We start from the raw sequence: 17,488 nt of genomic DNA, 5'->3' as shown, positions 1-17,488 counted from the left end.
CTCTACCAATAACAGTAATTAATTAGAAATGATAACCCAATAAACTAGCAATATCCTGACTTGAATCTTCTATAAACTTTCTATCTGAATCAGATAACTCCCGTCCACGATTCGCTAACCCTTGACGAACAAATGACATTTTTTCATTAACCAAATTTAAAGATGCGTGCTTTAATTCTGATTCCTTCATTCGTTCTTTTGAGCTTAATGTGATCGCTTCTTCCAGAGAAGCATTATCCATTATTATACCCAAATACTCCATTAAAAGAAAGAGTTGTAATTTAGTGTCTTCGAGAAAATCTTCATATCTAAATATTTTGATTCTCTGACTGGCTGGGTTGTGCTCAAAATACCAAGACTTGCTGTGTTTTACCCAACTCATAATTCCGTACTTATCGTCTCTGATTAGCTCTGATATGGTAGTTGTCTCAGAAATTTGCTTTAGTCCTTGGAGATAATGATAATAGGAAACCATTACATCTCTTGGATCTCTGACTAGGAGGATGACTCTATAATAGTATGGATGATAGGCAGAGTGACTTTTAATAATTCTAGATAAGTCTGTTCTTCCAAAAGGACCAGTTGGCTGTAGGTTTATTTTGCCTCGTGGAGAAGGTATGATACCATCGATAGTAAAAAAGTTGACATCTTGATCTATTCGATAATGAACTTTGATAGCATTAGCAATTAGAAATCTGAACCAGGTATTGCCTGATTTGGGATAGGAAACGAGGAAAACATCCTCTACCACATGATTTCTGTGCAGAGAACGCCCATACTTGATCTTTTTTGCTATTCGACTAGGCAAGGTCAATATTTTTAAAGAATTCAGTGGAAAGGATAGTATGTTTTTCATAAGGTTTTGTCCTTAGACTAATTCAAGTTTGAATTGCATCACTGTCTGATCTACCCTTATAGGATACCTCATTCGAGGTACGATAGTCAAGACATTTTCGAGAACGATTGTTAATTAAGTTTACGGCTCTTTCTACCACCTCTGGCTTAAGGATTTTCAAATTCGTTCCCTTGGGAGAAAATTGTCTCAATAGTCCGTTGGTATGCTCGTTTAATCCCCTCTTCCACGAATGATAAGGAATAGCAAAATAAAAATATGCTCCTAGTTTCTGACTCAACTTTTGATGTTCACAAAATTCCCTGACCTTGTCACAAGTAAAAATTTTTCTTTGGTCAGGGGGAATCTCTTGGAAAAGTTTTTCGGTGACAAGGGTTGATTTCCGATGCGGTTTTGTTCTTGGCTAATCCTGCTACTAAAAATTTCGAGGCTTTGTCCATATATGTAACGAGAACTCCTAGATGATTGCCTCCAATCATTGTGTCACTTTCCCAATAACCGATTAACGAGAACTCCTAGATGATTGCCTCCAATCATTGTGTCACTTTCCCAATGACCGATTTCGGTTTTCTGGTCAGCAATTGCTGGTCGCTCGCTGATATCTACACGCCATAGAATCCCTCCACGCTTACTTTTTGCTCCATTTCGACTCTTTCTTTTTCCTAGTCCTTGACGTAGGTATTCTTGATATTTTCCACAGTCAAGGGTAGTTTTGATAGATGATTTGATAGATGGTTTCATGGCTGAGCTATTCTTGACCAGCTTTTTTCAGACGACCTGCTATTTGTTCGGGACTATGATAATTTTTCAATCCTTATTTCACCAACTCTAAGGCCGACTCGCTGACATTTTTAAAGGGTTGTTTGGCATTTTTTCGGCACGTCTCGCTTTCAGCTTGTGCTGTGTCAGGTAGATAGGAGCCGAGGGAACTTTGATTCCTTCTTAATTCTCGTGATATCGTGTTTTGATGACATCCGAGCTAGAGGGGCATTTGCCGTTGAGATAAATTTACCTCTTGACTAAGTTGATAGAGCAAGTTTCTTTGTTCTATGTTAAGACGTTTTTGGCTCATTTTTGGGTCTGATTTGTGTTTGTTAATGATCGAACAGTACCTGATGAGCCTTTCTCTGTCAACTCTTGAGGTTGATGCGTTTCATTTTTGAATTGGCATCCGTTTATAGAATTGAAGTCATATTTTATGTCCTTTGTATTTCTTGTATTTTTTTGTGTAGTATTCTCTGGTTAAAAGTATCAACCAAATAATCAAAAAAGGAACGGTATAGCCTAGGCTTAATGATAGCAAATATATAGAAAGAAAGGAAGTACAAATAATCAAGAAATTATTTCTTGTAGAATCTCCAAATCTACAAATTAATGCAATTGTCATCGGACCGATAAACGCTCCTACCCAACCAAAATTAGACAAGGATTCCGCCAACCAAGTCCCTGTTAGACCGAAGATAACATCTTTGGGAGATATTTTAAAGGAGACCGCTGTTATATATACTTGGTAATCATAAGGAATGGGCTTATCTAACCACAAAGAGCGAGGAATAGTATATAAAATTAAAGCATGATAAACTGTCTGAAGTCGATGATCCAGTATCTTAAGTTTATCAGGATTTAATTCTGAATAAATAGACGTTTTAAGCACAGCGTCTCTAGCATAGTCAAAACGGGATATTTCATAGACTTGCTTTGTGGCTATACTCCTGACCAAGGAAGTTTGATAAGAATAGGAAAAAATGGCAAAAGTCAATAATAAACCCAAGAAAAATACTAAGATTTTTACTCTACTAAAAGCTTTTTTTAACAGTAAAGTCAGAATCAAAGCAAAAATCACGAAAGCAATGATATGTCGCTTGCCGTTAAGCCATACCGTTATGAATGTTGGTATTAGAACACTTGCCCAAAAATACAAATTCATTAATGACAAATTTTTATCTTTTTGCAAGATAATTATTGTTATTAGTCCACCTAAACTCAATAAAGAAGAATGATGTATAAATTGGTGAAATTTGTACTCTGCTTCCGAGAATGCAGCAGAACCTGCTACTCCGTAAGTACTGTAGATACCTGGATTAGGACTAAATGTCCAAACAATGAAAGGTAAGAATAAAAGAAAGTAACCAATAAGTATGATTAATAACTTAAACTGTTTACCGAGCTTATACCCATTGCCAAAACCAGCTAAGTCAACTAAAAATGTTTGATTATTGACTAATAATCGCCCGTGATTCTCCTTATCTTTAGGTACTCCATTGTACCACAATACTACTGGCACGATAGCAATGTACATGCAGTAAACTAAAAAGGTTGTTTCATCCCTAACAGCCACTCTTAGATTATCCATTCCAGGGAAAAAATTGTACTTAGGTTCACCGATTACTAAATCTAATAACAACGGCACACCAAAAAACAGAAAATTAATGATAATTACTAAGTAAGCGGAGTAGTAGCGCTTAAATATTATATTCTTGACAGACAAAAAAGCCCAAAATAAAAGCCAGGCAAAGGTTACTATTTTAACTAAGTTAATCTCATTTTCGCTCATCATATCTCCTTAGTAAGTTTTCCATGATAACACCGAAACGCAAATACTTAAATCGCCGTAGATTTGATTCCCAATTTTTGGCGTACCCAGATAACACAGATAACATTGCTAACGATCATGGCAATTGTAGTGGCAGTGGCCGCCCCATTCACACCCCACTTCGGGATTAGTAGCCAGTTAAGACACACATTTAACGAAGCGGCAAAGGCCATAGTTGCCGCAATAAATTTAGTATGGCGCGTCATATTAAGCAATATACCAACGGAACCCGTCAGAGCGTTAACCAGATAGCCAATACTTAAAATTATCAAAGCTGTTTGTCCTTGTATAAACTCAGCACCGAAAAGCTGTAAAACCCAGTATCTCAATGTAATCAATCCCAAAGTCATGACTAGAGCAAACAAACTGATTAAACGTGTGCTATGAGTAACCAGCTTTTGCAATTCTTCCCGTTTCCCCTCGGCATAAAGTGTCGCAAAAGTTGGCGAAAGGACATTATTCAAGATTCCCAAGCCAAAAACAATCAGAGAAGTCACTCGACTGACCACTGCGTAAACTCCCACAGCACCTGCACCCTTCAAGGCACCGAGCATCAACATATCGATACGCGAGTTAATCAGCATTAGTCCTCCCAACAAAATAAATGGCAAGCTATCCTTCAGCCAAGTCAAAATTTTGTACTCAGGTTTAGCCTGTTTAACCTCTTGGGGAAGCACTCTGGCTAATAGTACCACACCAACGACAAAAGTGGTGCCAAGAGCTATCAATTTTAAGCCCACCACCCAGACGGTGATATTTTCTTGATTTCTAAGAAACCAGTAGCTAGAAATCGTCAGAATAATAAAAATTAAAGGAGATAGTAAATCTTCTGGCATTTGCCCTAAAACCACTCGGTGTAAACCCTGCATCGTCGCTAGTCTCAAGCTGGTTAAAGAGACAATTGGTAAGGAAATCATCGCTAAACATAGGGAGGGTAATAAACCTGGTTCACCGACTTGCTCTAGATTCCAAAAAATAACAATAGTAACTAATGCAATTAGGCTAGAAACTATTAAGACAATTGCATTTGCCCATTGCAATAAACCACGCATTAATCCCCAAGCTGACTGACTGCTATAGATAGCCACTTCTCTGACTAATAAGTCATTAAAGCCCAGAGTCGCAGGAATGCCTAGCAAAAGCGGCCAAGTCATCGCATAGGTATAAACCCCAAAGCCACTTTTGCCGAGCCAGCGGGCTAGAATAACACTGGTTAGAAAACTAAGAGCCACAAAAGCAACTCTTAAACCAAGAGAACCCGTCGCATCTCGAATTAAACGTTCTTTTAGTTTTAAGGGAGTTTTTTTCATCTTTTTCGTTGTTTTAGAGATGTTACTTAGTCCATCGTGAATAAAATTTTTTGATTTCTTCCTTCGTATAAAAATAATTAAAGTATTTAGAACTGCATATCTACTCTAAATAAGATAGTGGTAATTCTAGATTTGTGCTTAAATTTTTCATACATATCTCGATAATTTTTATCTTCTCCTGCTTTCGTCCTTACTAATTTAAATTTTTTTAACCCCAGAAAACTGTCAACCCTAACTCGATATCTTGCAGAATAATGCTCAGCAGATAGGTCAAGTTATCAAGCAATTTAGACACATTTTCCGATGATTGTATTTTAATTTTTTACTCTAGACCAGTGATACAGACGATCCGCTCTTGGTCAGTCTAATCGATTTCAGCCTCCTTGTCAACTCAGGATGGTAGTTTGGGCAATTCTCAAGATATAGCCTTTCCCGCTGGCAAGAGGTACATTATCATCGATGTTGAAAAGCTTAATCAGCAAAGGTTTAATTGTGCCACACAGGTGCGAGAAACGCCATAGGTGAGCAACTGTCTTGAAAATTGAGCATATTAACTAGATAAACAGCTTTTACTGGTTTAAAAGCTGTTTTTAGGCATTAATTAATAAATTATTTTTCTCGGCTCTATCCGTTAATTGTCTCTCCTTATCCTAATTTTCCCCCTTTACTCTGAAAAAATTCTTGGTCATCTAACCGATTAACTATTTACGGCGGCTCCTCTATCCATCCAACACAGACAACTCCTTATTGCATAAACCTTTCCACTGAGAAGCTCTACGAGACTCAGCCTAAATCCACCGTATTCCTGAGTGTGGAATAGCTACCTATGGATTTTCTGATCTGTTGTCAAGATTAAGCTATTCTGAATTTAAGCTGCGTATTGGAAATTTTAGTACAAATGCTCAAACTTCCTTTCCCGGCTCCCTTATCCCAACTCTGGTGCAGTCTTGATGAGTAATTTAGATAGTCAACAGCTTATCAGCAAGCTTGACTATAAGACGAGGCGGGACAAAAATTAGCGGTTCTGGAAAAACTAGGGTTATCATCGTAGCACGGTGTTATGATTGAGCGGTGACTGATCGAGCCAGATTGCTACCGCAAAATCTTTTAATAAAGTTATCCCTTGACTATTCGATTAATGATGAACAACCAACAAAACGGGGCTTTGAAAACCCAAAGCCAAGGAAATCTGCCAGTTTTCACTCAGGCTGCTTTTATCTCCTCCGTGGCACAGGAAGAAGATGAACTCAACCTTCGCCAAGTTTTTTCTGTCGTCAAGCATCGCTGGTGGTTAATCGCCGGCATCACCCTAGGGGTGACAGGAGCGATCGCTGCTTGGACTTTCTTAAAAACCCCTATCTATGAAGGTAGATTCCTGCTGCTCATCGGTCAACCGATTGAGGAAAATAAAAATTCTCTCAAAGTGGCAGCCCAAGATATCCTGCCTCAGTTGGGTGGAGAGAACATCGATTATGAAACCCAAATCGCTGTCCTGAAAAGTCCTCAACTCCTTAACCCCATCCTTAGTAAAATAACTCCTAAATATCCCGACTTTACTTACAGCGATTTAATTAGTAAGACTGGCAAATCTGATCTTAAAATTAGTCAATTAGAAGATACGAAAGTTTTAGAAATTTCCTATCAGGATGCGGAACCGGAAAAAATCAAGCTGGTTTTAAACAATTTAGCTAGTCACTACCTAAACTATAGTTCTCAGGAACGCAAGACCGAAATTAATCAAGGGTTAGATTTTGTTAACGATCAATTGCCCGTGCTGCGAGAACGAGTCAATACTCTACAAAAACAAATGCAGCAATTCCGGCAGCAATATAATTTCCTCGATCCTGATAAAGAAGCGACTCGTTTATCACAACAGTTAACGGCTACCGAACAAGATTATCAGGCAGCCCAAGTCGCCCTTAACGAAATTAACTCTCGCTATCAAGCTTTACAGCAACAGGTTGGATTGGCGCCTAATCAAGCAATTATCGCCACTTATCTCAGTGAATCTCCCGGTTATCAAGATTTGCTCAAGCAGCTGCAGGAAGTGGAAGTGGAATTGGCCAAACAATCGGCAGTTTTCGCCAAAGATAGCCCGATAATCGCCACCCTAGAGGAAAAACGGGCTAATTTACTACCCCTACTGCAAAACGAAGCCCAGAGAACTCTAGGGGAAAAACTGCCCCAGACAGTGGGTGACTCCCCTGCTTTGGTGTCACAGAGCGCTCTGCGGGTAGAATTAACCGAGCAATTGGTAGAAGCCGCGAACACTCGCCAAACCTTAGAAATTAAAGTCAAATCCCTTGCCCAAGCCCTCGAACAACAAAAAGCATCGGTCAAAAATTTGGCGGTTTTAGCTCGTCGTTATACGGATTTGCAGCGAGAATTGGAAATCGCCACCACCAGTCTCGGACGTTTTCTGGAGGAACAACAAAAACTCCAACTCAAGGTGGCACAACAGGTCGTCCCTTGGCAACTAATTTCCCCACCAGAGGTAGAGGAAGAAGTCGTTTCTCCTAAACCCGTGCGAAATCTGGCTTTAGGGGTTATCGGTGGCCTTTTATTAGGACTAGGGGCGGCTTTTTTGGCTGAAAGATTAGACCCCGTTCATCATAGTGCAGATGAACTAAAAGAAGATGCTAATCTACCCCTTTTAGGCGCAATTCCCTGGCAAAAAGACCTTGGCATGCTCGAAAAAGTGATCACCGCCGCCCTACCCCAGTTAACAGTCGGCGATCGCAGAATTACTGTCCCTAACACTACCCCAAAATCGGTCTACGAAAACCCTTCCCACTATAATTTCTCCCCTTTTTCGGAAGCTTTCCGCACTCTTAACACCAATATTCGCCTCCTCGGTTCCGATTCCCCCCTCAAGTCCCTTGTGATTAGTTCTGTGTCACCGGGAGATGGTAAAACCACCATGGCAATAAATATCGCTAAGGCCGCCGCTAGTATGGGACAAAAAGTCTTGGTGGTGGATGCCGACCTGCGACGACCTCAGATTCACCATCGACTTAATCTCGATAACAACCACGGCCTTAGTAATGTCATTGCCGAGGGTCTCGATTGGAACGAGGCAATTCAATCCCTACCCTGCTACGAGAATTTATCAATTCTTACTGCGGGTTCAATTCCCCCAGACCCAACCCGCTTGCTTTCTTCCCAGAGAATGCAGGAAATTATTTTGCAATTACAGCAAGATCACGCCTTCGATCTAATTATCTACGATTTACCACCGATCGCCGCTTTTGCCGATGCCAAAATTCTCGCCGCCATGGCCACCGGACTGATTCTCGTCACCAAACTGGGCAAAACCGATCGCTTTGCCCTGAAAAATCTGCTCGAAGACCTGAGACTATCCCATATTTCCGTATTAGGTTTAGTGGCTAATAATGTTAGTCGGAAAGACCACAATTATAGTTACTATGGTGATTACTACGCCAAAAGATAATTAAATCCCATCCTAGTTACTATTTATTAGTTAATTAGGTAGGTGTTAAAAACTTTCAGGCACCCCCCTTATCAAGGGGGGCAGGGGGGATCGGCACCCCCCTTATCAAGGGGGAATTAAGAGGGGATCGAACCCAAAATCTCTTTTCTATTTAACTAGAACCACTTACTTATCGACTTTTAATTGATGTTAAATGCGGGTTTTAATTTGGTATCGCAACGATCTACGGGTTCACGATCACGAGGCAATTTATCAAGCCATTCAAGAACAATTAGAGATAATTCCCTTCTATTGTTTTGATGAGCGTCAATTTGGTTTTACTTCCTACGGGTTTCCAAAAACTGGCAAGTTCCGCACCAAATTTTTATTAGAAAGCGTAGCAAATTTACGACAATCTCTAGAAGGTTTAGGCAGTAATTTAATTATCCGAGGAGGAAAACCTGAAGAAATTATCCCGCAATTAGTTCAAGAATTGCAGATAGCTAGGGTTTATTATCATCAAGAGGTGACAGCAGAGGAATTAGCGGTAGAAAAAGCTGTTGATAAGGCTTTATCTGAGTTTCCCGTGCAGATAAAAACTTTTTGGACAGCCACCTTATACCATCCTGATGACTTACCTTTTGCCCTTAATCAACTGCCGGAATTATTTACTAATTTTCGTAAACAAGTAGAACGTCATTGGGAAATAAGAACAACTTATCCCAGTCCGAGAAAGTTGACAAAATTGCCTAACATAGATTGGGGAACCCTCCCTAATTTTAATGATTTAGGCTTAACAGAACCCATTCTAGACCGGCGAGGTGTTTTGTCGTTTCAAGGGGGTGAAATGGCAGGAAAATCACGGGTTAAAGAATATATTTGGGATAGTGAGTGCTTAAAGACCTATAAGGAAACCCGTAATGAAATGTTAGGGACTAATTATTCCTCAAAATTCTCAGCTTGGTTAGGTTTTGGCTGTCTTTCCCCCCGTTATATCTATGAGGCAGTAAAAAAATATGAGCAAACAAGAGTAAAAAATGACTCTACCTATTGGCTGATTTTTGAATTATTATGGCGAGATTTTTTCCGATTGATTTGCAGTAAGCACGGGAATAAAATCTTCTATAAATCTGGTTTGCAAGAACTTAATTTACCCTGGTTAGAAGATTGGCAAAGCTTTAATCTTTGGTGTGAGGGAAAAACCGGTTATCCCCTTGTAGATGCTAATATGAGAGAGTTAGCCGCTACAGGATTTATGTCAAATCGTGGCCGGCAAAATGTCGCTAGTTTTCTGACCAAAAATCTCGGTATTGATTGGCGCATGGGAGCAGAATGGTTCGAGTCATTATTAATTGATTATGATGTTTGTAGTAATTGGGGTAATTGGAATTACACTGCTGGTGTCGGCAATGATGCGCGAGCATTTCGTTATTTTAATATCCCTAAACAGTCGAAAGATTATGATCCCAAAGGTGATTATTTACGTCACTGGTTGCCCGAATTAGCCCTAATAAAAGGCGATAAAATTCACGAACCTTATAAATTATCTCCTGAGGAACAAAAGCGTTATGGGGTGATGTTAGGGGTTAATTATCCTCGTCCCATTGTCGATTTTTTTCAATCAATCAAACATAATGAAAAAATTTATAGCAGTTATCTGGCTCTCCCCGGTTTGGTGGGTAAAATGTATTCTAAGATATAGTGTTGCGGGCGAGTGAGTGGAACGAACCACAGAGACACAAAGGACACAAAGATCGATCTCTACTAAGTAGTCGTACAAAATAAATTTCCTAGTGAAGAAAGGCAAAAGGCAAGGGGGGGTTAGATATGTGTAATTAATTTTGCTTAGGCACTTATATAAGTTACACTTATTACACAAAATCGAGAAGAGCCGTTATCTCAATGATGAGGTAAGCGGTTGACTATCTAGAGTTTGCTGAAAAAGTTTTTCGTGGGGTGTCCGGTGTGGGAATTATGAATTGGGGTGTGGGGAGAATAAAGCTGCCGACCGACTCCTGATGACTGATTACAAAGGAAAAAAGAGAAGGGAAAACAGCCCCTTCTCCGCCGTATCTAGACAAAAATTGTTCTAGTTGCCAACATAGACCGGTTGTGCTTGCAGAGATTCGACTAAACCGCGCACGGCTGCCACCATAGCCACTTCATTATCCAATTGATTGATCGCCGAACCAACACCGATGCCGGCCGCTCCAGCAGCGATCGCCATCGGTGCAGTGACGATGGATAAACCCGAAGCGCAGAGGACGGGAACTTTAACCGCGTGGGAAATAGCGTGGGCTGCCGCTAAAGTCGGGGCAGCTTTTTCAATCAGTCCCAAAATGCCGGCGTGACGGGGTTGACTGCTAGTGCCGCCTTCGGTTTGAATAATGTCAGCACCCTGACTAACTAAAGCTTCCGCTAGTCTCACCTGTTGATCGAGGGGTAGGAGATGGGGAACTGTCACAGACAGGGTAACTTCGGGCAGTAAGTTGCGAGTTTGACGGGTTAGGGCTAAAACTTCCGCCGCTTCAAAAATGCGTCCTTGAGCATAAAAACTATCGAAATTACCGATCTCAATTAAATCGGCTCCCGCGTCCACTGCCATCACCAACAATTCTGGCTCGACGGCCGATACACATACGGGTAAATTTGTCAAGGCTTTTACCGCCCGAATTAGGTCAGCATTAGCGGCAATATCGACGAAAGTTGCTCCTCCGGCTGTAGCGGCTTTAACTACGGAGAGAACCTGCGAGCGATCAAAATTATTTAACCCACTGATCACTTTCAGGGCATGACGACGGGCGAAGGCTTGCTGTAAGGCAAAATTGATCATTAATCTACACCTATCTGGAATTCTCAAAAAACATTTTCCCACCTTCTCGCCGATCAGAGGGTGGGATTTGAGAATTCTTAGGGAAATTTTCTTTAATTTAGGTGTTGATTCTCTTGGTTTTTGCGCTTGAGGTTTTGCAGTTGTTGCAGCAGTACCTCGATTTCCGCTTCTAGATGCAGGTATTTAACCTGTTGGTCAGCTTGGTAGGTGGTGCGAATCTGTTTCATGGCGGAGGATTCCTTAGTTAGTACAGTTGTCATAGCGGTATCTATAGAGTGCTGATTATGTTCAATTGTTTCAATTTGTGTATAGTACCTTAACAATGTCTTAAAGAAAACCTTTTTATGGTAGTTTCTCAACTGGCACAGGATCAAAGAGGGAAAAAATTCTTGCAACCAAGGGGATCGGAGTGCGATATACTCAGTCGCGAACCATATTGGCAAGCATGACCATGGTAGCGGTAGCAATTTTAGCAGCGGGTAAGGGAACCCGAATGAAGTCCAGCCTTCCGAAAGTTTTACATCCCCTCGGCAGTCGATCGCTAGTGGAACGAGTCCTTAATGTCAGCGAATCCTTACATCCCCGGCGAAAACTGGTAATTATCGGTTATCAAGGGCAACAGGTGCGAAATACTCTACAGCATCTTGCGGATATCGAATTTGTCGAACAAAAGGAACAGTTAGGCACTGGCCATGCTATTCAGCAGTTAATCCCCCATTTAGAGGATTTTCAGGGGGATTTGTTGGTCTTAAATGGCGATGTTCCCCTGTTGCGTCCCGAAACCTTGCAAAATCTTCTCCAGATTCACAAAAACCATGGTAACGCTGCCACCCTCCTAACTGCTAACCTCCCTAACCCGAAAGGTTACGGTCGAGTTTTTTGTGATGGCAATAATCTCGTTAAGCAGATTGTCGAAGAAAGAGACTGTAACGATGGCCAAAGACAAAACCACCGGGTTAATGGAGGTATATACTGCTTTAATTGGTCAAAATTAGCGGCAATACTGCCTAATTTAACGCCCAATAACGATCAAGGTGAGTATTACCTCACGGATGTGGTCAATTTTCTCGATCCTGTCATGGCCGTGGATGTGGAGGATTGTTTAGAAATTAGCGGCATTAACGATCGTAAACAATTGGCCGCCGCCTATGATATCCTGCAAACTAGAGTCAAAGATGATTGGATGGCCGCCGGAGTCACCATTATTGACCCCGATAGTGTCACCATTGAGGATACTGTCACCCTCAGTGCCGATGTGATTATTGAACCCCAAACCCATTTGCGCGGTGAGACGATAATCGCTTCTGGTTGTCGTATAGGTCCGGGGAGTTTAATCGAAAATAGTCGCATAGGCAGCGATGTAACGGTCTTGTTTTCAGTTATTTCTGATAGTCAGGTGGATTCTGGTTGTCGCATCGGTCCCTATGCTCATTTGCGCGGAGAAGCGAAAATTGGGGCTAATTGTCGAGTCGGTAATTTTGTTGAAATTAAAAAAAGTGACATCGGAAATAAAACCAATATTGCCCATTTATCCTATCTGGGAGATGCCACTTTAGGGGAAAAAGTTAACGTTGGTGCGGGAACAATCACTGCCAATTACGATGGTGTGAAAAAACATCAAACTATGATCGGCAGTGGCACAAAAACTGGTGCAAATAGTGTTTTAGTGGCTCCTCTAGAATTAGGAAAAAATGTCACTGTGGCCGCTGGTTCAACTATCACTAGAAATGTCCCCGATAATGCTTTAGTTATTGCTCGCGAAAGTCAGCGTGTAATCGAAAATTGGTCAAATCAGTTTCAGTAAATTATGGCAGTTATCAGTTATCAGTTTTCAGACGTGAGTTTTCAGTTATCAGCTTTTTTTCTCTCATCTCCCCACTTCCCTACTTCCCCATTTCCATGCAGCTCTAACCAGCAATTTAGATAGGTCAATGGCTTATCAGTTCACTGATAACTGATAACTGATTACTGATTACTGTTTACTGATTAAGGCGTTAAATTTGCGCGATGAAGCATGAAATGCTATAAAAATCTCAGTCTTCCCTATAGAAAAGAGTAGAAACTTTATGGCACGCACCGAGTCCACAATGTTAGATTTGGGGACAAAAGCTCCCAGTTTTGCCTTACCTGATGTGGTTTCGGGTGAAACTATCTCTCTGGACAGCTTTGCGGCTAAAACCGCTCTGTTAGTCATCTTCCTCTGTGAACATTGTCCCTTTGTCAAACACATTCAAGAAGAACTTACCCGTCTAGGTCGCGATTATGCTAACACCAATCTCGGCATCCTCGCCATTAGTTCTAATGATGTGGAGAAATATCCCGATGATTCACCGGCAAATTTGAAAAAAATGGCGATAACTCTTGACTTTAAATTCAATTTATGCTATGACGAAAGCCAAGAAGTGGCGAAAGCTTACACGGCAGCCTGTACTCCCGATTTTTTCCTCTTTGATAGTCAGCGCATTCTAGTCTATCGCGGTCAATTGGATGATAGTCGTCCTAGTAATGGTGTACCAGTGACAGGCAAAGATCTCCGGGCCGCTATTGACAAGGTTTTAAGCGGTCAACCGGTGCCGACAGACCAAAAACCCAGTTTAGGCTGTAATATCAAATGGAAACTGGGTAATGAGCCACCCTATTATGGTTAATTAACGAAGGGTGTGGGGAAGTGGGGAAGTGGATAAGTGGGGAAGTGGATAAGTGGGGAAGTGGATAAGTGGGGAAGTGGATAAGTGGGGAAGTGGGGGAATTTCAACTAAAACTCTAACACCTCAACACCCTAAACCCCCAAATCCCTATCACCCTATCTCCTGAATACTGACTCCTGACGACCGACTCCTGACGACCGACTCCGTTATGAGACTATTTCAATAGCGTAACCGATTGCTGGGCTAATAAGGCAGTACCATAGGCTGCTTGATCCTGTTGAGATAAAAGCACGGGAACCCCTAAATGATGCTGACGAATTATTCTCCAAGTCGGATTTTTTGCCCCACCACCCGCACTATAAACTCGCTCTAATTTATTGGCCCCCAATTCCTGTAAACGCTGATAACCTAAAGCTTCAATGCGGGCAATACTTTCTAGTAAACCATGCAAAAATTCTAAAGGATTATCGGGGCGAGGAGTCAGTTTTGCGGGTAAAAAAGGATCATTAATGGGAAAGCGCTCGCCCGCTTTTAGGAGGGGATAATAATCTAAATGACTTTCTTTTTGTCCATCTATTGCTAAACTATAATTTCTCAATTCTTCATGAGAAAAAAACTTCTTTAACACTGCTCCCCCCGTATTAGATGCTCCACCAGTTAACCACAAATTTCCTAAACGATGACTATAGATACCATAGTTACTATCATCAACTTTCTGGCTACTTAATAATTTTAAAACTAAAGTTGAACCTAAAGATGTCACTGCAGCCCCTAAAGAATTAGCACCACTGGCTAAAAATGCCGCTATACTGTCGGTGGTTCCCGTATAAATTAAACAATCTTTCGGGATAGCAAAACGAGTCACTAAATCTGGTTTAATAGTATCGATCGCTGTACCCGGTGGAAAAATTTGCGGTAACAAATTAAACATCGGTAAATTCTCTAACCAATCGGGATAACAGAGATTTTCGAGATCATAACCTAACTTTAAGGCATTGTGATAATCACTAATTCCCAGTTTACCGTGCAGGAGAAATGCTAACCAATCCGCTTGCGAGAGAAAATAACGCGCTTGCGAAAAAATTTCTTGTTCACTCCACCAAAGTAATTTGGCTAAACTAGAGGTGACACTAATCACGGGATGGTGAGGGGGTGCTATAGCTTTAATTGCGTCTAAAAATGCAATTCCTCGCCCGTCATTGTATAATATGGCCTCAGAAAGAGGATTACCCCAATTATCACATAATAACACCGTCGAGGAAGTACCATTAATCGCGATCGATTTAAGTTCTGAACGCACCGAATCCCCTAGATTATCCAATAAATAAAATAGGGACTTTTGCCAATCCTGAAAATTGGCATTAGTGAAGGGATAATGAACCTCAGCGACGATATTTTTGCTAGAATCAATAGCAATCGCTCGCGCTCCCGATGTGCCAAAATCAATACCTAAAGATAAACTCATTGATGTTTTCACAACCCCCTCATTCTGGCTACCATTGGGATGGTATCACTCCCCGATTTTTTGAAGGTTGGTACTTCCGAGTCATGATTCCGCAATTAGCCGACGGATTCGCCTTTATGTATTCTATTCAAGATCCAAGCGGCGGTCAAGTCAATAGCGGCGGAGCAGTACAAATTTTAGCCATAGAATCTAATTATCTTTGTCGCACTTTTCCCGATACGGATAAATTTTGGGGAAGTCGTCAGGAATTAGCTATCATCCATTGGGGAAAAACTAACTTAAAAATCCGTCCCCGTCTGCTTTCTCCGTCAGATTTTTTTGAGTCTATTCAAGAGGGTTATCAAGCAACAGCAAACCAGCAGCAAGGACGAATTTATGATCCCGTCACTGGAGAAATCTGTCAATGGGATTATTGCGTTGAAACTAGGTACAGTTGGGGAGATAACAAGCGTTCACCCCAAGCAACAGCAGGAATATTATCTTATTTACCGATTTTTGACCCGGGTTGGCAGATTTTAACTGCCCATGGTTTAGCAACGGGAATGATTACCTATGGGGGAAAAAATTACCCATTTGAGAATGTACCTTTTTATAGCGAGAAAAATTGGGGTTATTCTTTCCCTGAAAAGTGGTTTTGGATTAATTGTAATGCTTTCCCTGAAAATCCCGATTTAACCTTAACCGCAGTGGGTTCTACCCGGAAAGTTCTCCACTGGACGGAATCGGTGGGAATTATCGGCATTCACTGGCAAAATCGCTTTTATAAGTTTGATATCTGGGATTCTCAACTAACTTGGACAGTGCAACCCTGGGGATACTGGGAAATGAGGGCAACTAACGAGAATTATACCATTGTCTTAATCGGTATCAGTGAGCATCCTCCCGATCGCGTGCGTGTACCCACAGAAAAAGGTCTCTGTTTTGCTTGTCAAGATACTCTCAAAGGTCAATTATCAATAAAATTGACTGATGGTTGCGGTAAAATCCTTATAAATACTTCCAGTAGTCTAGCTGCTCTGGAAATTGGCGGTATTTGGCCATCAGCTTGGATAAAACAGTGAGTTAAATCACCATTACGACGGGATAATATCACCCTATTATTTATCGATCAGTATTAATATAGAATCACTTTCTGATCGCTAAGAAATTGTTTCATGAACCAACCTCCTCTAAATTTTGTTGAGCAGTTAGTGATGGCAGAAGTGCAGGAACAGTTAAGGAATTTACCCGATTCTTTTCGCCAGTATTGCTCGGAAATTAAAGTCGATCAAGTCATTGATAATGCTATCCAAATTCTGCCCCGTAGTTTCAAAACTTTGGGAGAGAAATATCACGATCCCCACACCCGAAGATTAAGAATAAGAATTGCTGTGGAAAAAGCGATCGCCGATAGCCTGCATGAGCTAGAATTTTATTATGTAGAGCAGACAGAAGTGGAAGATGAAGAAAATATTCCCACGAAACCATATTATAACAATTGAGATAACAGTCATCTGGCTGCATCTCAGACAAAATCGAGATGCAGCCTCTAGATTCTCTAGAAGTGCTCGATTTACCAGCTAATTACTTTAACCGTTTCCTTAAATAAATTTGCTTCTAGGGAGTCCGGGGAACTTGTCACCACACCAGCAATTAGATCTTCGGGTTTTATTGCCGCTTGTTTCATACAGGAAGGACAAATTAACACTTTTCCCCCTTGACTGATGAAATCTACTAACATTGCTTGCAGGGTTTTACCGGTGATACCGTTAGTGTGTTGAGGAATTGTCGTCGCGGCAAGGTGTACCCCTGTAATATTCAAAAAAATGGTGGTTGAGTGACCTTTTTTCAGCATATTAGTAGCGACACCAATGGCCATTGCAGCTCGCCAAGGATCATCGGTGGTTAAATTAACAAATAAACCGGATTTTTGTTGACCGACAGCAATTATTGCTTCGTCAGTTTGTACTGGAGAAACGGCAGGATTTGCCAAGACTGGGACAGATGTAACTAAGGATAATCCCACAAGGGAACCAAGGGTTAGAGATTTTAACAACATTTTCTTGTCCTCTTGCTGCTAGGTACAATGAAAACACTTTACATTGTGATAATTTTTGGAAAATCTTGTCAACAGACAGCCTGTCAAACTTTAATTTTTGTTGCGAACAACAAAAACAATACAGTGAGACAACAGTTATCTAGGGTCTGCTGAAAAAGTTTTTCGTAGGTGTAGGGTTTTACCGATTTTGAGGCAGACCCTAAATATTATTGCATCAATGGTAGGGGCGCACCGTGGTTAGTCAGTTTATCAAACTGAGTGCGCCCAAAATAGATATTTCTTTAAAATTGAGATGCAGCCGTTGCCAAAGACTAATAC

Annotated in this window: 13 protein-coding genes and 1 pseudogene; 6 read left to right on the top strand and 8 right to left on the bottom strand. The window is 41.1% G+C overall.

Translation table 11 applies throughout. The annotated features are described in order from the left end of the window. Positions 1-22 precede the first annotated feature (22 nt). From ACE3JL_RS05915 to ACE3JL_RS05900, 4 genes and pseudogenes are all read right to left on the bottom strand, one after another. On the bottom strand, positions 23-856 hold the full coding sequence (locus tag ACE3JL_RS05915) for a sulfotransferase domain-containing protein (protein WP_375329047.1): 834 nt from the start codon (positions 854-856) through the stop codon (positions 23-25). 22 nt (positions 857-878) lie between these two features. Continuing rightward, positions 879-1,925: pseudogene (locus ACE3JL_RS05910) on the bottom strand (IS30 family transposase). Between the two features lie 117 nt (positions 1,926-2,042). Then, complete coding sequence (locus tag ACE3JL_RS05905; RefSeq protein WP_375329046.1) at positions 2,043-3,410, bottom strand: oligosaccharide repeat unit polymerase; 1,368 nt, start codon at positions 3,408-3,410, stop codon at positions 2,043-2,045. Between the two features lie 44 nt (positions 3,411-3,454). Continuing rightward, entirely contained in the window at positions 3,455-4,756 is a 1,302-nt protein-coding gene (locus tag ACE3JL_RS05900; RefSeq protein ID WP_375329045.1) for a flippase, read from the bottom strand. A 1,138-nt stretch (positions 4,757-5,894) separates the two neighbouring features. Between ACE3JL_RS05900 and ACE3JL_RS05895 the strand changes: the two genes are divergently transcribed. Together ACE3JL_RS05895 and ACE3JL_RS05890 are read left to right on the top strand one after the other, a co-directional pair. After that, positions 5,895-8,207: a GumC family protein gene (locus tag ACE3JL_RS05895; RefSeq protein ID WP_375329587.1), complete on the top strand. Its 2,313-nt coding sequence runs from the start codon at positions 5,895-5,897 to the stop codon at positions 8,205-8,207. A 193-nt stretch (positions 8,208-8,400) separates the two neighbouring features. Then, positions 8,401-9,888 carry a DASH family cryptochrome gene (locus ACE3JL_RS05890; RefSeq protein ID WP_375329044.1) on the top strand — a complete coding sequence of 496 codons (1,488 nt, stop codon included), beginning with the start codon at positions 8,401-8,403 and terminating at the stop codon, positions 9,886-9,888. Positions 9,889-10,275: 387 nt separating this feature from the next. Here ACE3JL_RS05890 and ACE3JL_RS05885 read toward each other — a convergent pair whose 3' ends face one another. Continuing rightward, the gene (locus tag ACE3JL_RS05885; protein WP_375329043.1) at positions 10,276-11,019 is read right to left on the bottom strand and encodes a DUF561 domain-containing protein; all 744 of its coding nucleotides are present in this window, start codon (positions 11,017-11,019) and stop codon (positions 10,276-10,278) included. A gap of 92 nt (positions 11,020-11,111) precedes the next feature. Then, entirely contained in the window at positions 11,112-11,279 is a 168-nt protein-coding gene (locus tag ACE3JL_RS05880) for a hypothetical protein (RefSeq protein WP_002756735.1), read from the bottom strand. A 191-nt stretch (positions 11,280-11,470) separates the two neighbouring features. Here ACE3JL_RS05880 and glmU point away from each other — a divergent pair, with 191 nt between their 5' ends. Both glmU and ACE3JL_RS05870 read left to right on the top strand, forming a co-directional pair. Continuing rightward, positions 11,471-12,823 carry a bifunctional UDP-N-acetylglucosamine diphosphorylase/glucosamine-1-phosphate N-acetyltransferase GlmU gene (gene glmU / locus ACE3JL_RS05875; RefSeq protein WP_271988970.1) on the top strand — a complete coding sequence of 451 codons (1,353 nt, stop codon included), beginning with the start codon at positions 11,471-11,473 and terminating at the stop codon, positions 12,821-12,823. A 262-nt stretch (positions 12,824-13,085) separates the two neighbouring features. Next, the gene (locus tag ACE3JL_RS05870; protein WP_271988966.1) at positions 13,086-13,667 is read left to right on the top strand and encodes a thioredoxin family protein; all 582 of its coding nucleotides are present in this window, start codon (positions 13,086-13,088) and stop codon (positions 13,665-13,667) included. A 214-nt stretch (positions 13,668-13,881) separates the two neighbouring features. Here ACE3JL_RS05870 and ACE3JL_RS05865 read toward each other — a convergent pair whose 3' ends face one another. Then, the gene (locus ACE3JL_RS05865; RefSeq protein ID WP_375329042.1) at positions 13,882-15,132 is read right to left on the bottom strand and encodes an FGGY-family carbohydrate kinase; all 1,251 of its coding nucleotides are present in this window, start codon (positions 15,130-15,132) and stop codon (positions 13,882-13,884) included. A 2-nt stretch (positions 15,133-15,134) separates the two neighbouring features. Here ACE3JL_RS05865 and ACE3JL_RS05860 point away from each other — a divergent pair, with 2 nt between their 5' ends. Continuing rightward, positions 15,135-16,193: a tocopherol cyclase family protein gene (locus ACE3JL_RS05860; RefSeq protein ID WP_271988377.1), complete on the top strand. Its 1,059-nt coding sequence runs from the start codon at positions 15,135-15,137 to the stop codon at positions 16,191-16,193. A 93-nt stretch (positions 16,194-16,286) separates the two neighbouring features. Next, positions 16,287-16,613 (top strand): hypothetical protein, encoded by a 327-nt coding sequence (locus ACE3JL_RS05855; protein WP_375329041.1) that lies wholly within the window; start codon positions 16,287-16,289, stop codon positions 16,611-16,613. Positions 16,614-16,684: 71 nt separating this feature from the next. Here the strand turns inward: ACE3JL_RS05855 and ACE3JL_RS05850 are convergent, their stop codons facing one another. Continuing rightward, positions 16,685-17,170 (bottom strand): DsrE family protein, encoded by a 486-nt coding sequence (locus ACE3JL_RS05850; protein WP_271988379.1) that lies wholly within the window; start codon positions 17,168-17,170, stop codon positions 16,685-16,687. Positions 17,171-17,488: the final 318 nt, after the last annotated feature.

Source organism: Microcystis sp. BLCC-F210 (assembly GCF_042134685.1).
Lineage (GTDB): Bacteria > Cyanobacteriota > Cyanobacteriia > Cyanobacteriales > Microcystaceae > Microcystis > Microcystis aeruginosa_D.
The sequence above is the reverse complement of the archived record's forward strand: the minus strand, read 5'-3'. Positions and strand labels throughout refer to the sequence as shown.